This is a genomic window from Paenibacillus sp. FSL K6-4396, assembly GCF_038002525.1.
Lineage (GTDB): Bacteria > Bacillota > Bacilli > Paenibacillales > Paenibacillaceae > Paenibacillus > Paenibacillus amylolyticus_B.
In genome coordinates, this window is the sequence record NZ_JBBOCR010000001.1 from 1,520,772 (window position 1) to 1,541,154 (window position 20,383).

Annotated in this window: 12 protein-coding genes; 10 read left to right on the plus strand and 2 right to left on the minus strand. The window is 44.8% G+C overall.

Annotation, left to right across the window (positions count from 1 at the left end):
- The first annotated feature begins 143 nt into the window (after window positions 1-143).
- From MHB85_RS06715 to MHB85_RS06760, 10 genes are all read left to right on the plus strand, one after another.
- Window positions 144-836: a hypothetical protein gene (locus tag MHB85_RS06715; protein ID WP_192133101.1), complete on the plus strand. Its 693-nt coding sequence runs from the start codon at window positions 144-146 to the stop codon at window positions 834-836.
- A gap of 119 nt (window positions 837-955) precedes the next feature.
- A complete protein-coding gene (locus MHB85_RS06720) occupies window positions 956-1,480 on the plus strand; it encodes a GNAT family N-acetyltransferase (protein ID WP_192133103.1) in 525 nt (174 codons plus the stop codon).
- A 383-nt stretch (window positions 1,481-1,863) separates the two neighbouring features.
- Window positions 1,864-2,709 carry a rhamnulose-1-phosphate aldolase gene (gene rhaD / locus MHB85_RS06725; RefSeq protein WP_105597690.1) on the plus strand — a complete coding sequence of 282 codons (846 nt, stop codon included), beginning with the start codon at window positions 1,864-1,866 and terminating at the stop codon, window positions 2,707-2,709.
- A gap of 326 nt (window positions 2,710-3,035) precedes the next feature.
- Window positions 3,036-4,853 carry an APC family permease gene (locus tag MHB85_RS06730; RefSeq protein WP_192133106.1) on the plus strand — a complete coding sequence of 606 codons (1,818 nt, stop codon included), beginning with the start codon at window positions 3,036-3,038 and terminating at the stop codon, window positions 4,851-4,853.
- A gap of 343 nt (window positions 4,854-5,196) precedes the next feature.
- Window positions 5,197-6,159 carry a carbohydrate ABC transporter permease gene (locus MHB85_RS06735; RefSeq protein WP_192133107.1) on the plus strand — a complete coding sequence of 321 codons (963 nt, stop codon included), beginning with the start codon at window positions 5,197-5,199 and terminating at the stop codon, window positions 6,157-6,159.
- Entirely contained in the window at window positions 6,156-6,977 is an 822-nt protein-coding gene (locus MHB85_RS06740) for a carbohydrate ABC transporter permease (RefSeq protein WP_091015359.1), read from the plus strand. The genes MHB85_RS06735 and MHB85_RS06740 overlap by 4 nt, the downstream gene beginning before the upstream one ends.
- 350 nt (window positions 6,978-7,327) lie before the next feature.
- Complete coding sequence (locus MHB85_RS06745) at window positions 7,328-8,707, plus strand: ABC transporter substrate-binding protein (protein WP_192133109.1); 1,380 nt, start codon at window positions 7,328-7,330, stop codon at window positions 8,705-8,707.
- A 188-nt stretch (window positions 8,708-8,895) separates the two neighbouring features.
- Window positions 8,896-10,050 (plus strand): copper amine oxidase N-terminal domain-containing protein, encoded by a 1,155-nt coding sequence (locus MHB85_RS06750; RefSeq protein ID WP_192133111.1) that lies wholly within the window; start codon window positions 8,896-8,898, stop codon window positions 10,048-10,050.
- Window positions 10,051-10,655: 605 nt separating this feature from the next.
- Window positions 10,656-15,812: an S-layer homology domain-containing protein gene (locus MHB85_RS06755; protein WP_192133113.1), complete on the plus strand. Its 5,157-nt coding sequence runs from the start codon at window positions 10,656-10,658 to the stop codon at window positions 15,810-15,812.
- Between the two features lie 132 nt (window positions 15,813-15,944).
- Entirely contained in the window at window positions 15,945-16,157 is a 213-nt protein-coding gene (locus tag MHB85_RS06760; protein ID WP_047842001.1) for an immunity 17 family protein, read from the plus strand.
- Window positions 16,158-16,409: 252 nt separating this feature from the next.
- Here MHB85_RS06760 and MHB85_RS06765 read toward each other — a convergent pair whose 3' ends face one another.
- On the minus strand, window positions 16,410-18,998 hold the full coding sequence (locus tag MHB85_RS06765; RefSeq protein WP_192133115.1) for a glycine betaine ABC transporter substrate-binding protein: 2,589 nt from the start codon (window positions 18,996-18,998) through the stop codon (window positions 16,410-16,412).
- A complete protein-coding gene (locus tag MHB85_RS06770; protein ID WP_192133118.1) occupies window positions 18,964-20,193 on the minus strand; it encodes a quaternary amine ABC transporter ATP-binding protein in 1,230 nt (409 codons plus the stop codon). The genes MHB85_RS06765 and MHB85_RS06770 overlap by 35 nt, the downstream gene beginning before the upstream one ends.
- Window positions 20,194-20,383 lie beyond the last annotated feature (190 nt).

The window sequence follows — 20,383 nt, forward strand, 5'->3', positions numbered from 1 at the left end:
TGTCGGACATCTTGTCGACGGGGGTCTTCTTTTTTATGTGGAACCTTCTGGATTGAAAGTGATATTATACTAGAGTCTTATTATTTGATTAATAGGTTGTTATAAGAATGAATTTCTTATACAGCGAGAGAAGGGGAGATTTGATGTTTAGAAAGTTGTTCATCTGCATTTTGGGGGCAACCTTAGGATTGTCTGTAATCTTGTCACCACATGTTGCTCAGGCGACGACTGAGATGACCACCCTAGAGTATGGCAATGGGGCTACATATTATGGAGAGACCAAAAATGGAAAACCTCACGGAAGTGGAACCATGACCTGGGGAAAAACAAAAACCTATAAAGGAAGCTGGGCCCTAGGGGAACGTTCAGGACATGGCGTATATAAAGTGATAACACGCGGTGAGGACAGAATTATAGAGTCCAAGTATGACGGGAACTGGAAGAACGACAAGAAAGATGGTCAAGGTAAACTTGAGATTAACGAAATAGCTTTGACTGGAGAAATGCTGGAATCACGAATCCAAACAGGAACATTTGCCAAAGATCAGTGGATTGCAGGTTATGATGTACGAAATGGAGAATATGATCCGCCATATTCTTTTGTTTACAAAGATTCGAAATTGAGTCTCGAAATTTGGGGAGATGTCGGAAATATTTTGGACGGGTTAAAGAACAACTATTTCTTCTTATTTACATATCAAAAGGGAAAAGTATATAAAAGTGTTGGTGTTGGAGATGAGTACAATCCTAAGCAATTTAGTTCTTTTATAAAAAGTATAGAAAAAGAGATCAAGCCTCACATTAATCAATTCGAGAGATTGGCTAAGCAATTATAAGTGTTATTACAAGGAATGAACATATACAGATTATAAATGTTGTTTACCCCGACGGTCATTCGATTAATTTAAGGTATAGGCGGCACGCAGATTTGTGTTGGCATACAGGAGGTTAGTGGATGATGAACAGAACAATCTTATTTGAAACCGAGCGGTTGGAATGTGCGACGTGGAATGAAGGAGATCGTGCGCTGGCATTTGCGTTGTGGGGCGATCATGAGGTTGCCAAATGGATTAGTAGCAAGGGATTTCTGAGCGAGGATGAAGTAGAAGCGCGATTGACACAGGAGATTCAAAGGCAAAAGGAAGCGGGTGTGCAATATTGGCCCCTTTTTGAGAAAAAATCGGAGGTGTTTGTCGGTTGCTGTGGCCTGCGTCCGTATTCTCCAGAAGAGGAGATCTATGAATTGGGATTTCATCTAACCCGGGATCACTGGGGCAAAGGGTATGCGCAGGAAGCGGCGCGGGCGGTGATTGGTTATGCCTTTGACAAAATGAACGTGAAGGCACTGTTTGCCGGGCATCATCCGGATAATGAAGTGTCACGTCACATCTTGATCAAGCTGGGATTTGAGTATACAGGTGATGAACGTTATGAACCGACAGGAAAGATGCATCCATCGTATATGCTCCAAAGTTCTTAAATCTTTTTCGGAGTATGGACAGGCCTCAGCGTATCACACTTAACGTGAATCCGATTCAAAGAGGTATGTGCTCCTTACTGGGTCAGCTTGCTTTTCATGCTTTTTTTATTTCGCTTTCAGCTTCTATTAAGGTAGCGGAGGTATGATAAATCTTGTAAACCCCTTCTCGTGTTAAATAGATGTGTGACTGACCCCGCCGGGCGCCGGTGGGGTATTTTTTTGTTTTATTTTCAAATAAACAAAACTAAACAAAAATAAGTAAAAGGTTATTTCTGTGTTTTTATTGACTAACAAAGATAAACAAAGGTATAATGAATGTGAAATAAGGAACTTACTATGTACGTGGCAAGTCATATTATTTTCAATATAAGGAGAGATTGATCATGAACGTGACCCTTACGAATGACACAACAAAGGCTGCAGGTTTCGATATTCCATTTGTTCGAGAGATGGCCGAGATTACACAGCATATGTGGAAAAATGGCTGGGATGAGCGCAATGGTGGTAATGTCAGCTATCTGCTGGAGGAAGAGGAAGTAGCCCAATATATCGATATCCATCATGTGATTCGCAAGATCAAACCAGCATTTTCGGTACAGGAGCTGGCAGGCAAGTATTTTATCGTGACCGCATCGGGCAAATATTTCAAAAATGTACTCGCTGATCCGGAGAGTAATCTAGGCTTGCTGCGTGTATCGCAAGATGGACAGGAGCTGGAAGTGCTCTGGGGATTGAAGTCGGGCGCGAACCCAACAAGTGAGTTGCCTACGCATTTCATGAGCCATATCGAACGTTTGAAATTGGACCCGAACCACCGGGTTGTCATGCACAATCATGCCACTCATGTATTGGCTATGACGTTTATCCACGAGTTGGATGAAGCGAAATTCACGAAGACGCTGTGGCAGATGTGCACGGAGTGTGTGGTTGTATTCCCGGATGGCATTGGCATTATTCCATGGATGATTCCTGGATCCAACGAGATTGGCCGCGAAACGGCTGAGAAAATGAAAGAATACCACGCGGTCATCTGGCCGCAACATGGCATCTTTGGAACAGGTACAACGATTGATGAAGCTTTTGGTCTGATTGAGACCATTGAGAAGGCAGCCCAAGTATATATGCTGGTTGCTGGTCACGAGATCCGGCAGAGAATTACGGATGAGCAACTGACCACACTGGCACAAGCGTTTGGTGTTACTCCTCGTCACGGCATTTTGGACAGATAAATAGAAGCTTAAGAAAGAAGCTGCACAGGTCTGGACAAGGCAGATGCAGGGAAATTATATTGCTGTACAGTCAACGCATAGATCAAGGAAGTGGTCTTTGGTTCATTGAACCGAAGGTCATTTCCTTTTTTTTGACGAACAAACGTCATTTTGGTTCAAAAAAGTTCAAATTGCTGAACAAGAATGGCTTTGTTATCGATTATTGAATCGTAGAATGCATTATCACGCGCTGGCGAAATTCGGGTGAAATGACGTATTGTCAACGGCTCTGCGATTTTGCATAATAACAATGCTTCACAGATGAGAGATGGAAGGAAGTTATGATCATGCTTGGCAAAATGAAGAGAATCTTAATAGGCAAGCCAATGAAATCGGCTGAACTGGATGGAGAAAAATTGGGGAAATGGAAGGCACTCGCCATCCTGTCCTCGGATGCCCTATCGTCCGTTGCCTACGGTACGGAACAGATTTTGCTGGTGCTTGTTGCGGCCGGATTCGCCGCCCTGTGGTATTCTGTTCCGATTTCCATCGCCGTGCTGGGATTACTCGTCATTTTAATTTTTTCCTATCGCCAGACGATATTTGCTTATCCAACAGGGGGCGGCGCTTATATCGTAGCCAAGGATAACCTGGGTACAACATCCAGCCTGATTGCCGGAGGATCTCTGCTGGTCGATTATATTTTGACCGTTGCGGTAAGTTCGTCCGCAGGCACGGATGCGATTACATCGGCTTTTCCTATGCTGCATGACTACAGTGTTGTGATTGCTCTGATTATGATTGTTTTTCTAACCATTATGAATTTGCGGGGAGTGACGGAGTCAGCGTCTGTGCTGGCGATCCCCATATATCTGTTTATTTTTTCGATTGCAATTCTGATTATCTCGGGCGGAATCAAGTTTCTTGCCGGGGGGATGGAAGCAGCTGCACCTGAATTCGGAACAAGTCTATCCCATGTGAGTATGTTTCTGTTACTAAAAGCATTTAGCTCCGGTTGTTCGGCCTTGACTGGTGTGGAAGCGGTAAGTAACGCGATCCCGAACTTCAAGCAGCCTGCCGAGAAAAATGCCGCGGGTACATTACTGCTTATGGGTTGTATATTAGGAGCCATGTTCATCGGCATCACCTTACTGGCTTATGGGTACGGATTGAAGCCTGATCCCAAAGCAACGGTCATTTCCCAGATTGCTGAAGCGACGTTTGGCAGGGGCACGATGTATTTTATCATCCAGGGTGTGACGGCACTGATCCTGTTCCTGGCAGCCAACACAGCATATTCGGCTTTTCCGCTACTATCCTTCATGATGGCAAAGGATAAATACATGCCGCATGCATTTATGGTCAGAGGCGACCGTCTTGGTTTCTCAAACGGGATCATTTTCCTCAGTGTGATGTCTGCGCTGCTGGTGGTCGGGTTCAAAGGAAATACGGAAAGCCTGATTCCCCTCTATGCGGTAGGGGTGTTCATTCCATTTACCCTGTCACAGCTCGGTATGATGATTCGTTGGATCAAAGTCAAACCATCCGGCTGGCAGATGAAACTGCTCGTTAATACGATCGGTATGCTGACTACATTATCGATTACCCTGATCTTTATTTTCACCAAGTTCACGCAGACATGGGTCATCTTTATCTTTTTGCCACTTGTTGTCTATGTATTCATGCGCATTCACCGTCACTATTGCAACATCGCAGATGAGCTGCGAATTGACATTCAGTTGGAAAAACCAGCCCACAAAGGTAATACCATTATCATTCCTGTCGCAGGCATTACCCGGGTCGTCATGAATACGATCAGTTATGCGCAGACGATGTCGGATCATGTGGTCGCGCTGTATATTGGATTCGATGATGAGGCCATACGCAAGATGGAGCAGAAGTGGGAAGAGTGGAATCCTGGTGTTCGTCTGGTCGTGATCAAATCGAGATACCGCAGCATTATGGGACCGCTGAAGAAATTCATTGATACCGTAGAGTGGAAAACGGCTGAGACCGATCACATCACCGTATTGATTCCGCAATTCATCACCAAGCACTGGTGGCAAAATGTACTGCACAACCAGACCAGCTTCATGATCCGGGCCTATCTGATCAATTACAAAGACGTGATTGTCACCACGGTGCCATATCATCTTAATCGTTAACTCGAACGGTTCAACGCTTCACCCCGTTTGGAAGATTTACAGATTATTGTAAAATGAGTCACTTCTATTAATGGACTAATGTTCATATTCCATTTACACATATAACCGTAAGGACATCTCCAAACAGGGGAGTTCTTGCGGTTTTTTGTCGTGAATTTGAATTCCGACTTCGGTTTATTGTTAATCCCTTATTTCGTAAAGTCCCTTGTCCATGATTAACGTTACGTTGATTCAGAATGAATTTTGCTGTGACATTCGACTCTTACACTAGATAACGTGGTGCTGAAGTGGATGTAACATTTCACACACACTGAATGCGTGAAACAAGGGGGAAGAAAATCCGATGAGTGAGCTTGATAACCGGATCAGCTTGCCCGCGGCCAAACGGCGTGTATCAGGTACGAGTGAGCGCCGGGCAACCTCGCTGCGTGTGCAGCGAATGCGGGAGAATCTGCTGGCCTATGGTTTCCTGGCACCATCGCTGCTTTTGTTTGCAGTGTTCCTGTTTTACCCGATGTTTAAGTCCGTGTACCTCAGTCTGCATTCCACAGATCCGACGGGACAGATTGCCGCTTATGTAGGACTGGATAACTTCAAGGCAGTTTTCCAATCAGGACTGTTTATGCAAGGGATGAAAGTGACGTTACTATTTGTGCTGTTTACAGTCCCCACGGGCATGCTGGCTGCTCTGATTCTGGCTGCACTGACTCACAACCGTTTCAAGGGAATGCGTGTATTCCAATTTGTGTTCTCTCTGCCCGTGGTACTATCCGTGGGCTCGTCAGCGGTCATCTGGAAGTTTCTATTCCATCCAACCCTGGGCATGCTGAATTATCTGCTTGGCAAAGTAGGCATTGACCCAATCCCTTGGCTTACCAGCCCGGACTGGGCATTGATCTCGATCTCCATCATGACCATCTGGATGAACCTCGGATTTAACTACATTATTCTATCCAGTGGTTTGGCAGGCATACCGGATGAGATCTACGAGAGTGCCAAGATTGATGGCGCAGGAGCATTGCTTACGTTTCGTAAAATCTCAATGCCGCTACTGTCACCAACGTTATTTTTTGTTACGGTCGTATCGATCATTGGTGCTTTTCAATCGTTCGGTCAGATCAACATTCTAACCCGGGGTGGCCCGATGGACAGTACAAATGTTTTTGTATATTCCATCTATCAGGAAGCCTTCGTTAATTTCCGCTTTGGTACAGGTAGTGCACAGGCACTGATCCTGTTCATGGTAATTATGCTGCTGACCCTGATCCAGTTCAAATGGGTAGAAAGGAAAGTGCATTACCAATGAGTGCGACATGGACCAAAACGCTGTTATATGGATTACTGACGATCTGTGCAGCGCTTGTGCTGTATCCGGTGATGTACACCTTTTTCATGGCTGTCATGACGCCGGAAGATGCGAGTGCTTATCCGCCGCATATCATTCCGAATTCCATCGATCTGTCCAACTTTAGCGAAGTATTCGATATTGTTCCGATCGGTCGATTTATCGGTAATACCTTCCTTGTCGCAGGACTGACAACAATTGGTCAATTGATTACAGCGAGTATGGCAGCCTATGCTTTTGCGAAAATGCAGTTCAAAGGCAAAAACGTCATCTTCAGCATGTTTGTCGCAACGATGATGATTCCATGGGAAGTGACGATGATTCCCAATTACCTAACGGTTCGCAGTTGGGGCTGGCTGGATAGTTACCAGGGGCTTACGGTGCCGTTTCTGGCAACGGCGTTTGGTACATTCCTGCTCAGACAGTTCTTTATGCAGCTACCCAAGGAGTTGTTCGAAGCAGCGAGGATCGACGGTTGTGGCCATATCCGCTATTTCATATCGCATGTCCTGCCATTGTCCCGTCCAGCACTGGGTACACTGGCAATCTATTCATTCTTAAGCATGTACAATTCGTATCTCTGGCCGCTGCTGGTGACAAATACACCGGAGATGAGAACCGCACAAATCGGGATCTCGATGCTGGAGTTCCAGGAATCCACAGCATGGAATCTGGTATTTGCCGGAACCGCAATGGTGATTCTACCATCCTTACTTCTCCTGATCTTCGGACTGAAACAGCTTGTCCGCGGAATGGCCGCAGGCGCGCTGAAGGGGTAAAAGGGGGGAGTAGAGTAAGTTTTAATACTATTTAATTGAAGTGAAAGATTCAGAAATTTTGAATTAACCTTGTATCTTCGTACAAGATCTTAAGGGTTGGATACCAGGAGCGAATAAAATGAGGCTCGCATTTTCAATAAGTCTCTTGAAGAGCTGCAAAAGTAGTGAAGGAGAAGAATCGATTCTGAAGAAGCGAAGCGTTCGCCTTTATCACCGGATTTTCCCCTTTGAGAGGGAATGAAAAAAGTCCGGGGATAACAGCGATCAAAAGAACGATTCATATCCGGAACGGCCATCCTGCAGCACCTATGCACTTATTGTTACGCGAGCCATATAAAAGGAGAGCGATTATGAACGGATTTCGGTTGAAAAAAAGAGGAACATTTGCATTAATGCTGGCTGCACTCATGTTGGTTATCTCCGCTTGCGGAACAAAAGCTGAAACAAGCAGCCCGGCGAGTGGCGCTCAAGCAGAAGCTGCTGCCGCTGCCGCCGAAACAACACAACTGACGTGGTGGCATTCCATGTCTGGCGCAGGGGAGAAAGCCATTAACCAACTCGCTTCCGACTTTAACGCCAGCCATCCGGACATTCAGGTGAAACCCATCTATCAAGGGAAGTACGATGAGAGCTTGAACAAACTCAAAGCATCCATGGGCTCAGACAGCGGTCCAGACATTATCCAGGTCTATGAGATTGGTAGCAAGTTCATGATTGATTCAGGTATGATTACGCCGGTACAACAGTTCATAGACAAGGATCAGTTCGATCTGTCCCAACTGGAACCAAACATCATCCGTTATTACACCATCGATGGCAAATTGAATGCCATGCCGTTTAACACATCCAACCCGATCCTGTATTACAACAAGGATATGTTCAAAGCAGCTGGTCTGGATCCGGAGAACCCGCCGAAGACATATGAAGAGTTTGAACAAGCAGCAAAAGCACTGGCGAAAGACGGCAAGCCAGGTGCGTCCATGGCGATCTACGGCTGGTTCATGGAACAGTTCTTTGCAAACCAGAATGCAGATTATGTAAACAATGGTAACGGAAGAACCGAAGCAGCTACAGAGTCTCTGTTGAATTCCGAAGCAGGCGTGAAGACATTAACGTGGTGGAAAAAGATGATCGACGAGAAAACCCTCTCCAATCTGGGGCGTAGCACAGACGATACAACAGCAGCATTTACCGCTCAGCAGATTGGTATGACTCTGGATTCCACGGCTGGCCTGCGCAAAATCGTAGAAGGTTCAGGTGGCAAGTTTGAACTGGGAACAGGTTTCCTGCCTCGTCCAGCAGATGCCAAAGAAGGCGGCGTTGTAGTGGGTGGAGCGAGCTTGTACATCATGAACAACAAATCGGAAGCACAACAACAAGCGGCATGGGAGTTCATCAAGTACTTGGCTACACCAGAGGTACAAGCGAACTGGAGCGTTGCGACAGGATACTTCCCTATTACGACAGCAGCCTACAATGAGCAAGTATTAAAGGATAATATGGCGAAGTACCCGCAATTCCAGACAGCAGTCGACCAATTACACGCTTCAGCAGATTCGACAGCAACATCCGGGGCTTTGATGGGCGTATTCCCGGAAGCTCGACAACTTGTCGAAGGAGCGATTGAAACCGTCCTGAATGGACAAGGTACACCACAGGAAGCATTGGATGCAGCAGCCAAACAAATTACAGACAAAATTGCGCAGTATAACAGTACGGTGAAGAAATAATCTAAATTTATATCCATGTTGAATGCAGTGATTAAGCTGCATTCAATTTTTTTGTTCTACTAAAGAAAAAGACTAACATTTTTTGTTAATGCATCCGAAAATAGAATAGGAAGCTGAAAGGGGTATCCCAATAAATGGATTCATGAAAAGCAATGGACAATAATAAAAATAAGAAGGAGTACAAGTGAATGAAAAGAGTAACGGTTCTAATGATGGCATTTATGTTTTTGTTTGTTTCAAGTGTTTATGCGGAGGAACTTAAAGTTAAAAATATTGAACTCATCCCTAATACTTCAGTTTCGGTCGGTGGTAAGATTAATCTTAATATAGTTGTTGTGTATGATGATGAAAATTCAATACATAGCGATAACGATCCATACTACAGAAGAAATACAGGTCTTACAAAAACAGATTATACGATCAGTGAACCTCATATACTTCAAGTGCTGAGCACTGGGATGGTAAAGGTAATAGGTGTAGGTTCTTCAACAATTACTGTTAAAGTCGAAAATGTTGAAAGATCAGTTACTATTTCAGGTAGCTTGGATGAAGCAATTGATGGAGGATACATAAAAAATGGTGTGACTCTTGTTCCGATGAAAGAGGTATTCAAGGCACTGGGAGGGAGTGTTAGTTACATTGCTCAACAGGACGTCTTCGAGATTAAAGTTGGTTCTACCAGATTAACTCTCCCGAAAACGGGAACTAAAGCAACGTTAAATGGAGAGCCATTAACTCTCAAGTCCCCACTGCTTGTTCAAAATGGCGTAACTTTGTTTCCTGCTTCTGTTCTCTCAGATGCTCTGGATGGAAATTTGACTTATAATTCCAAAGCTAAGCAGATGCAAGTATCCATTGGTAAAGGTAAAATGACTATTAATATTGAACAACCTCAAAAACAAAATAGTGTAACAGCTGCAACCCCAACAAAAGGAAAACTTTATGCTGTACCAGCTACTGGAGACATGAAAGGGTGGAGCATTCTCAAGGGTCATCCTTACGAAAAAAGCATCCGTGTGTACTTCAAAGTCAATGGGTCAACTGTACAAATATATACTAAGGATATAAGAAAGGTAGATCTGAATAAAAAAGTAACATGGACCGATTTAGAGGGGAAAAAACACACAAATACGGTAAAACAGTTATATACTGTTTTTGGGGAATTAAGTAATGAATATACTAGTGACATACTATATAAAATGTTTGGAAAAACATATTCAGACTGGATCGGGTCAACTTCACTGAATGCAGATCGATACGTTGATCAGTACTTGGAGCAACAAGGATTAATTGAACCCTATGGAAGTAATATTACATTGACACCAGACACAGAAGTGTATTGAAGACCGTCTGTAACATTTCGAAAAAGTGAAATTATTATCATATTTTATATTACCCCACAAGAAAATCTCTTAGCGTAATTGGAGATGTTCTTGTGGTTTTTTTTTGTTGTGGTTATATGTCTTTGTTTATTATCAGGTAATAATTAACACTCTATTAACTCTTACTGATTTTACGTTTAATAGTTCTCTTTTATACTCAGTTAATGTGGTGATTTAATGTGATCCGTACATATCGTTTTATCATGTGAAAATGCATGTCTCAAGACTCAGGTTTTAGTGGTTTTAAAGAAATGAGGACTGTCACTAAATGTCGAAATACGAAACGATTTATAACTTGTATGTTAATTTATCTAACGTGAATGATTTAATGTGCACATGGATATGACCCAAAAAGATCAAAAAGACATGAATTTGATCTGAAATTAGTCCTAATTAGCATTGGATAATAGAAAATGATTTCTTTCTGTAATGTATATGTTCTATTTTATTTCATATCGATGAAATATTGTTTACACAAGTCTGTTATTCAGTTATCTTATATTTGAACTAATGTACAAGCTGGCTGAACAAATGATTGCCAAGTTGAAAACATGGGGGTAGGACGAATGAACAACAAGCAAGTGAAACGTTGGGCACAAGGGTTTCTGGTTTTCGTTCTTGTCGTTACAGGTGCGGCACCAATAGGTGGATTAAGTAGCACCGCATATGCTGATGAGGAAAGTGTAGTAACGGAAGAGCCGCAAACAAGTGATCAGGAGACATCCATACCGGATGCTGTCCCAACTGAAGAATCGTCAGACCTAGAGTCACCGACTAACGAAGATGATGATATGGATGAAACTAAAAGTGAGGAACCAGCTGAGACGGATAATGCAGAAGTGCAGGAAGCAGACGGGACTGGAATCATATCCATTGCTGATGCACGAGTACTTGCACCAAATACAAATGTAGCCGTTTCAGGTGTCGTAACGTACAGTGAACTCTCCGGAGAATTCACGAATTATTATATCCAAGACGAAGAGGCTGGCATTGTAGTCCGAGCGAAAAATCAAGTTGACGTGGGGGATCGTATTGAAGTGTATGGTCCAATTACCCACTACAGCGGACTCGTCCAGATCGAGAAGGATAAGTCAGGTTTTTCCGAAGGATACATGAAGGTCACTGAGCAAAATATAACACTCCCCGAACCCAAAAATATGGTGTCCACAGACTTTGTCAGACCAGCAGACCAAAGTAACAAAGGTCCGGGCGAAAAGTATGAGGGAATGTTTGTCGAAGTAAGAGATATTCAGGTGACACGGGGCAGTAGTTCGACGTTTTACGCTACGGATAGTCACGGTGCTGAGATGACGATTTATGCCAAAAACTCTCCTACCGCGCTAACTGTTGGCAAAACCTACGAATATGTGCAGGGCGTTCTGACCTTCAACAGTAATTACGGATTAGAGCTTTTGCCTAGAACAGCCGCAGATATTGTAGAAAATAGCCTGTCTGTATTGGCAAGTGTTCCATCTGGCGGGATTCCCCGGAACAATGAAGTCACATTAACCTCTCCAGCCAAGAGTGCAGTTGTACATTACACGACGGATAATACAGAGCCTACTTCTTCTTCCGCCGAGTATAGTAGTCCAATAGTGATTGATCAAGACATCGTAATCAAGGCTGTTGCCATTCTTAATGGACAATCCAGTGCAGTGTACACCTTTACGTATCAAGTACTTCCTGATAAAGAAAACTTGCGTATCCATGATATTCAGGGCGCAGGACATACCTCTGTTTTTAACGGATATGATGTTAAGGATATCGAAGGCATTGTTACTTCTGTCAGTACAAGCAGTTTTTACATGCAAGAGATCCCGGATGAGATTGACAATGATGTTCGGACCTCCGAAGCCATTCAGGTATATAAACCGAGTCATGGAGTTATCGTTGGCAATCAAGTGAAGGTATCCGGTAAAGTTACGGAATATGGAGCGGTTAACGAGTTAACTACCACGCAAATTACGGCGAGTACCATTGTCAAAGTGTTAGATAAGGTTGATTTACCTGTACCTGTGAAGTTGGGTGTCAGTGGTCGCATCATTCCAACAGTTATTGATTCGGACTCTTTTGCAGAATTTAATCCCGAGACGGATGCGATAGACTTCTATGAAAGTCTGGAAGGCATGCGTGTTGAACTGGAAAAGCCTGAAATTATAGGTCCGTACTCCAGTCAACCGGGCTTGGCCGTTGTTGTGGATAATGGTGAGAACAACCCACTTCGCACACCTAATGGTGGTGTTATTTTGACCGATAACAAGAAAGGTGTAAATGAAAGTGATCTCAACCCGCAGCGTCTGTTTATCGGCAAGAAACCTTCCAAAGCAGTAAAAACAGGCGATAAGTTGGATGGTAACGTAATTGGAGTACTGACATACTCTAGCGGTAATTTCAAGGTGAGTCCTGAAGGGAGTTTGCCAGCAGTCATCCCCGGAACAACGAAGCAAGCGACTACTTCCATTGAGAAAGCAGCAGACAAACTGACCATCGCCACGTTTAATGTGGAGAACTTCAGCAAAAAAGATGCAACTCGAGCCAATAAAATCGGCAAAATCATCGTGGATAATCTGAAAACGCCAGACATCATTGGCATTATGGAAGTTCAGGATAACGATGGCGATGCCGACACTGGTACAACAGCAGCTAATGAGAGTTTTCAGACTCTAATTGATGCAATCAAAGAGAACAACGGACCAACATATCGATATAGTGAGATTTCTCCGGAAAATAACAAGGATGGTGGGGCACCAGGTGCCAATATTCGGGTGGGATTCCTATACCAACCGAACCGTGTATCGTTGGCTACCGGTATTGGAAAAGGAAATGCTACGACAGCGATCGCAGTCAAAGCTGACGGCAGTCTATCTAATAACCCAGGTCGGATTGCACCGGAAGACGAGGCGTTCGCCAGCTCTCGCAAACCGCTCGCCGCTGAATTCGAATTCAATGGTGAACGTGTAGTGGTGATTGCCAATCACTTCAATTCCAAAGGCGGAGACCTGAAACCGTTTGGAAGCATACAGCCTGCCACTCGAAGCAGTGAAGTTCAACGTGCGAAGCAAGCGGCATTGGTGAATGGCTTTGTGAAAGATTTACTGAACAAAGACCCAGAGGTAAATGTCGCTGTTCTCGGCGACTTCAATGATTTCCAATTCTCAAATACTTTGAACATTGTTGAGGGTAATGAATTGGACAATCTGGTAAACGAACTGCCAGAAAATCAGCGCTACTCCTATATCTATGATGGTAACTCTCAGACACTGGATCATATTCTGGTGAGTAAAAACCTGACTGAGACGGCAGCCATCGAAGTGGTACATGTGAATGCCGATTTTGAGACAGCGGATGGACGGGTGAGTGACCATGATCCACTACTCGCCCAATTAAGTATCGGAGATTCGGTGGAAGCAGGGGACTTCAACCTGCGCGTACTGCACACGAATGATACCCATGCGCATCTGGATAACATTCCGCGCCGAGTAACGGCAATCAAGGAAGCTCGCAATGATAACACGTTGGTGCTGGATGCAGGAGACGTATTCTCAGGAACATTGTACTTCAATCTGTTTAACGGTCTGGCTGATCTGGAGTTCATGAACATGATCGGATACGATGCGATGACCTTCGGTAATCATGAGTTTGATAAAGGTCCGAGCGTACTGAAAGCATTTATTGAAAAAGCAGAGTTCCCATTTGTGAGTGCCAATATTAACTATTCAAAGGATGCGAGCTTGAGTGGCTTGTACAACAATAGCATCGGTGATCCGGGTGAGAAAGCTGGAATCTATCCGGCGATTATTACGGAAGTGAATGGTGAGCGAGTCGGTATTTTCGGACTGACAACACCTGACACGGTATCTCTTTCTTCACCGGGAGATGACTTGAAGTTTGCGGATTATAAGGCAAGTGCACAAGCAACTGTACAGATGCTGCAAAATGAAGGTATCAATAAAATTATTGCTTTGACTCATCTGGGCTACTCAGAGGATCTCAAATTGGCTGAAGCCGTCGAAGGAATCGACATTGTGGTAGGTGGGCATTCACACACCATTCTGAACGCACCCGTTTTGGTGGATACCCATGCGGACCCAACTTTGGTTGTACAAACCGGTGAATATGACGTGTCTCTTGGTCAATTGGATGTTACGTTTGATGAAGAAGGTATATTGAAAAAGTGGAACGGCAAATTGCTGAGCCTGGATGCGAAAGATGCTAACGGTCAATTCATCTATGCGGATGATGTGGAAGCTGCAAACAAGCTGCAAGAATATGCTCCACTGTTGGAACAATTCAAGAAAACCGTTATCGGTAAAACAAATGTCTTCCTGGATGGAGAACGTGGTACTGTGCGGAAACAGGAAACCAATTTAGGAAACCTGATGACAGACGGTATGCTGGAAAAAGTGAAATCCATTGTGCAGGAGAATGATGTCAAAGGATACGTCGCAATTCAGAACGGCGGTGGTATTCGAGCTTCATTCCAGACAGGTGATATTACGCTGGGCAATCTCCTGACTGTGATGCCATTCGGGAATAACCTGTCTGCATTGAAAATGACAGGTAAGGAAATCACAGCCGCGTTAGAAAATGGGGTTAGTGGTGTGGAAACGGGAGAAGGGCGCTTCCCGCAAGTGGCAGGCATGCGGTTCTACTACGATTCCACGAAACCAGGTGAAAAAATTGATGCCACAACCAACACCGTAACCCAAATCGGTCAACGTGTGGTCAAGGTTCAGATTAAGAATGCAGATGGGACCTACTCGGATATCGATCCGAACGGGTATTATATCGTTGCTACCAATTCATTCATGGCTAACGGTGGAGATTTCTATCGTGCTATGAGAATAGTGAAAGATGATAATCGATTCTACGAATTGAATCTGGTCGATTATGAAATCTTCCGTGAACATTTGGACCGTGTAGGTACAGTCAATCAAAAGACGGAAGGACGCAGTATGGATTTGAAGGGAGCGCCACTTCCGGGGGACGGAAATGGAAGCAACCCTGGTAATGGTGGCGGCAATAATGGAAGTAATCCGGGCAGTGGTAACAGTGGTGGAGGGTCTACAACACCTACTCCGCCTATAACTCCAACCACACCGACTACACCAACCAATCCTACAAACCCCACTACGCCAACCGTTCCGGGTAATGGAGGAATTCCTAAACCAACCACACCTGTTGTAGACCTGAAGGACATCGGAAATCACTGGGCTGCGGCTGCCATTGAGCAGGCCATTTCCCGGGGAATTGTGAACGGGTATCAGGATGGTAATTTCCGTCCGAATGCACCAGCCACCCGCGCCGAATTCATTGTTATGTTGGGAAGAGCATTTGAACTTCCAGTAAGCAACAAGGTATTGACGTTTAAGGATGCGGCTGGTATACCTGCATGGGCGCAATCCTTTATTGCTCAGGCAGTCGATCAAGGAATCATTAGTGGGTATACGGATGATACGTTCCGTTCATCGGGCAAAGTATCACGGGTAGAGATGACGGTTATGCTCGTCAGAGCACTCGGTCTTCCTGTACCGTCCAATCCGTCATTGAGCTTTGCGGACGCAGATAAAGTACCAACCTGGGCTGTTCCATATATCGCTGCTGCATATGATGCAGGACTGGTGAAGGGAACAGGGAAGAATATGTTTAACCCACTCGCTGAAGCAACACGTGCTGAAGTGGTAACCTTGTTATTGGCGGCAAGCGATTTGAAAAAGCAATAAAATACATGATATAGACGGTGTAGAACAGTTTGCAGACTTTCATCTGCAAGCTGTTTTTTCTAGTTAATGCCTGTTAATTTTCACCAAGTGAAGGTATAGTAGACAGGATTATATTGAAGGAGTGTAGACGACATGCAAGATCAACCCGTTTTAATCGCACTATTTGCCATAGCGGCAGGAATTTTTAGTTTGCTCGGAGGTATCAACAATTGGGACTGGTTTATGAAGAGCTTTAGAGCAGGAATTTTTGTGAAGACCATTGGACGGCAGGGCGCTAGAGTAGTATATGGTATTCTCGGTGTAGTCATGATTGTCATTGGTGTACTACTGTTACTGATCGGATAGTTACTGGGATAAACGAACTCACCAAGTATCATCTACATACGATGTTCATGAGCGAAGGCAAAGTAAGAGGATATGTGAGAAGAGTCAAATGAAAAAAGCGTTTGAATGCTTAAAGTAGCAGTATGCAGTGTGACCAGGATAGAATATCAAATCAAATAGCATGCCTGAAAAAAACATAGCCATACCAAAAAGACCACCGAAAAATTTCGGTGGTCTTTTTACCAAATTCAGGTTTATTCATCTCAATCTGGTTTAATTATCTTTTAAGTCTTCAACAGAATTGATATCCATGTAAGTCGGAACAACCAGACCTTGTTTAACTCCTGTCATGCTGACAGCGATATCTTCAATCTGGTCACCATATGTCTCCCAGTAGTCTCCATGTGTAAGTGGGAGCCAAACGGCTGGAGAAGCATCAATATCACCTGCTGCCAAGCCTGCCCACATGGGACCAGCTTCGACTTGCAATGCTTTGACTGTGTAACCCAGATCCGTCTCAAGCACATACTTCATCAGGTTGGTACTCGCAATTTCAGAGTCCCATGCAACATAACCGAGACGTAAATTGTCACCTTTAACCGGGGTTAACCCCTTGGTCCATTCTTCAATTTGGTCCGGATGTTTTTCTGCATAAGTCTTGGCAGCTTCTTCAGGCGAAACGCCCTTTTGAATGTCTACCATGATTTCACTCATTTGATCCGCAGTCCAATTAAAACGAGAGAAGAACTCATAGGCAACGGGATGATCTTCTTTGATTCCCTTACGTCCAACCGTGTGAACTTCCTCTGCATCGCCGAAAATTAAGTCGGGATCGTCCAAATACTTCAGATCATACTGATTGAACATCCAGTGCGGAGTCCAACCCGTAACGATGATGGGTTCTTCATTTTTATAAGCTTTGTCCAGCGATGCAGTCATTGCGGCTCCGGAGCCTTCGATTAGATTCCAGTTTGACAAATCATAATGCTTAATGGCGTTTGCTGTGGCCTTCATCAGACCTGCACCTGGATCAATTCCAACAATCTGGTGATTAACCTCTTCGCCCACATTGGCACTTGCCGATGGAGTGGAAGAAGCGGCACCTGTCTCCAGATCTGCAATCGAATTGACTTCAGTCATGTAACTAGGAACCACGAGGCCTGTACGTACACCTGTCATATTGGCCCCCAGATCGTCCACCTGGTCTTTGTAACGTTCCCAGTAGTCTGCGTGTGTCAATGGCAGCCAAGCTGCTGGAGAGGCATCTACGTCGCCTGAGGCAACACCCGTCCACATGGGCCCGGCTTCGACTTGCAGAGCGTTAACTTTATAACCCAATTCGTTTTCCATTACATATTTCAGCAAGTTCGTACTTGCAATTTCGGAATCCCAAGCCACATAGCTCAGTTTGAATGCATCACCGTTCACTGGAGTCAGACCTTTGGTCCACTCAGCAATCTGATCGGCATGTTTCTCAGCATAAGCTTTAGCTGCTTCTTCTGCGGATGTGCCATCCTGGATAGCAGTCATCATTTCACCCATGTCATCCGAGGTCCATTGGAAACGGGACAGGAATTCAAATGCAACAGGGTGATCTTCTTTCAGACCTTTACGGGCGATGGTGTGAATTTCTTCAGCATCACCGAAAGATTTCTCCGGATCTTCCAGATATTTCAGATCATATTTGTTGAACATCCAGTGTGGAGTCCAACCTGTAATGATAATTGGATCTTCATTTTTGATCGCTTTGTCCAGCGTGGCCGTCATGGCTGCACCAGAGCCTTCAATCAGAGTCCAGTCAGTCAATTTATAGTCTTCGATCGCTTTTGCAGCGGACTTCATGATACCAGCCCCTGGATCGATACCGATAATCTGATAGTTTACTTCTTGACCTACAGCATTGGCTGCTGAATTGTTGCCACCAGCCGAAGTTGTACCACCAACGAAGTATTGTGAGAAACCAGCTACAAGCACAAGGAATGTTGCCGCAGCAGTGATCCATGCTTTTTGCTTGGCTGTAATGCGTGAGTTCTTTTTACGACCTGGCATAAACACATTTTGTGTAAAACGGTCCAGGACAATCGCGAGTACAACAACGGCCAGACCGGCTTCGAAACCTTTACCGATTTGAAGCTGTGTTACAGCACGATAGACTTCCGCACCAATACCTTGTGCACCGATCATGGAGGCAATAACAACCATGGACAGTGACAGCATGATGGTCTGGTTAATACCGGACATCACGGTAGGCAAAGCGAGTGGAAGTTGTACTTTGAACAACTTTTGCATGGAAGTTGAGCCGAATGCATCAGCTGCTTCAACCAATTCGCCAGATACCTGTCTGATACCCAGGTGAGTCAGACGAATCGTTGGCGGAATCGCAAATATAACGGACGCGATAACACCTGGAACGACACCAAGACTAAAGAATGTAACCGCAGGCAGCAAGTAGACAAATGCAGGCATCGTCTGCATGAAGTCAAGCAACGGTGTAATGATACGCGCCGCAGTTTTACTGTATGCGAGCCAGATTCCGACAGGCACACCAAGCAGGATCGAAACCAATCCTGAAGTGATAACCAGACCGAGTGTGTCCATCGATTGGGACCAGTATCCCAAGTTATCTACGAGCAAGAACCCGATAACCGTAAATAGTGTCAGTGGGAGTCGACCTACGAGGAACGCAAGAACACCCAATATGGCAATGAACAGGAGTGGATGGGGCAGCATGAACAGCCCGGAGAAGAATCCAACTACTGCCTGAATAACAATAGAGATTACATTAAACAATCCGGAGAGCGAGGAGCTCATCCAGTCAACGATGGATTCAATCCACGATGCTAGTGGTATTTTGGGAATCATTCGCAAGTTCCTCCTTTACTGCAACTTCACCGCTAAGTGCACCCAGCAGGGCACCGCGGACGATAACGCCTTGCAGACGGCCATTCTCACCAACAACAGCGAGCGGCACATGGGCAGAACTTACAATCTCGAACAATTCATGAATCAAGGTCTCAGGCGCAACAGTAGGCCCGTCCGTGATCAGAATGTCGTTCAATAATTTGTTTTCGCGCATAGCACGGGTTGCATCTTCAGCTGTAATTACACCGAGCAGTTTGATCGAACGGTCAATGACAAACAGGTTGGAAATACCACGTTCGCGCATTAATTCGAGGGCAACACGAGGACCACGATCAAGCGTAATTGTTTCAGGGCGACGCATTACGTGAGATGCTGTAAGGACCTTGGACAGATCCACGTCTTCGACGAAGCGGGCCACGTATGAGTTGGCCGGTTGAATCATGATTTCTTCCGGTGTACCGATCTGCACAACTGCGCCGTCTTTCATGAGGGCAATACGATCGCCGATGCGCAGCGCTTCGTCCAAGTCATGGGTAATGAAAATAATGGTCTTTTTCATTTTATCCTGAAGCTCGATCAACTCATCTTGCATATCACGGCGAATCAATGGATCAAGAGCACTGAAGGCTTCATCCATCAGTAGTACTTCCGGGTCATTGGCAAGTGCACGCGCCAAGCCGACACGTTGCTGCATCCCGCCACTGAGTTCATCTGGCATTTTGTCTTCCCAGCCTTTAAGGCCAACCAACTCCAGTGAAGTTTTCGCCTTCTCCCGGCGTACTTCCTTATCCACTTTTTGTATTTCCAATCCATACTCCACATTATCAAGAACGGTACGGTGCGGGAACAACGCAAACTTCTGGAAGACCATGCTAATCGTTTTCCGGCGCACTTCGCGCAATTGTTCTTTGTTCATCTTGCGTAGATCCTTACCATGGACCAGAATTTCTCCGGATGTTGGTTCAATCAAACGGTTGAACATCCGAACCAGTGTGGATTTACCACTCCCGGACAGTCCCATAATAACGAAAATCTCGCCTTCTTTAATGTCCATGTTGACCCGGTTGACACCAACCGTTATCTGTTTTTCTTTGGCCAACTTTTCTTTACCCCAACCTTGCTCCAGTAATTGCAGACCTTGCTCGGTTTGGGGGCCAAACAATTTACTTACGTTTTTCACTTCAAGTATGGTCATGTTTTCACCCCTTCTGATGTGTTGTGCACTTCGAACGGCTTTCAGCATCCATAAGCCCATACACTTATGCGCCCAGCCACGAAATCCGGTAGTTGTTGCTTCGCTTCCCGTCTTTCTGGGTAACGAGTTTAATACTAACAATACTTAACCAGTATATCAACCGAATAAACAGTACATAATGTTTGTACAG

Excerpts from the sequence above, each read along its gene's own strand:
- MHB85_RS06715 (WP_192133101.1), top strand. The coding sequence starts at position 144 with ATGTTTAGAAAGTTGTTCATCTGCATTTTGGGGGCAACCTTAGGATTG.
- MHB85_RS06720 (WP_192133103.1), top strand. The coding sequence starts at position 956 with ATGATGAACAGAACAATCTTATTTGAAACCGAGCGGTTGGAATGTGCG.
- rhaD (WP_105597690.1), top strand. The coding sequence starts at position 1,864 with ATGAACGTGACCCTTACGAATGACACAACAAAGGCTGCAGGTTTCGAT.
- MHB85_RS06730 (WP_192133106.1), top strand. The coding sequence starts at position 3,036 with ATGCTTGGCAAAATGAAGAGAATCTTAATAGGCAAGCCAATGAAATCG.
- MHB85_RS06735 (WP_192133107.1), top strand. The coding sequence starts at position 5,197 with ATGAGTGAGCTTGATAACCGGATCAGCTTGCCCGCGGCCAAACGGCGT.
- MHB85_RS06740 (WP_091015359.1), top strand. The coding sequence starts at position 6,156 with ATGAGTGCGACATGGACCAAAACGCTGTTATATGGATTACTGACGATC.
- MHB85_RS06745 (WP_192133109.1), top strand. The coding sequence starts at position 7,328 with ATGAACGGATTTCGGTTGAAAAAAAGAGGAACATTTGCATTAATGCTG.
- MHB85_RS06750 (WP_192133111.1), top strand. The coding sequence starts at position 8,896 with ATGAAAAGAGTAACGGTTCTAATGATGGCATTTATGTTTTTGTTTGTT.
- MHB85_RS06755 (WP_192133113.1), top strand. The coding sequence starts at position 10,656 with ATGAACAACAAGCAAGTGAAACGTTGGGCACAAGGGTTTCTGGTTTTC.
- MHB85_RS06760 (WP_047842001.1), top strand. The coding sequence starts at position 15,945 with ATGCAAGATCAACCCGTTTTAATCGCACTATTTGCCATAGCGGCAGGA.
- MHB85_RS06765 (WP_192133115.1), bottom strand. The coding sequence starts at position 18,998 with ATGATTCCCAAAATACCACTAGCATCGTGGATTGAATCCATCGTTGAC.
- MHB85_RS06770 (WP_192133118.1), bottom strand. The coding sequence starts at position 20,193 with ATGACCATACTTGAAGTGAAAAACGTAAGTAAATTGTTTGGCCCCCAA.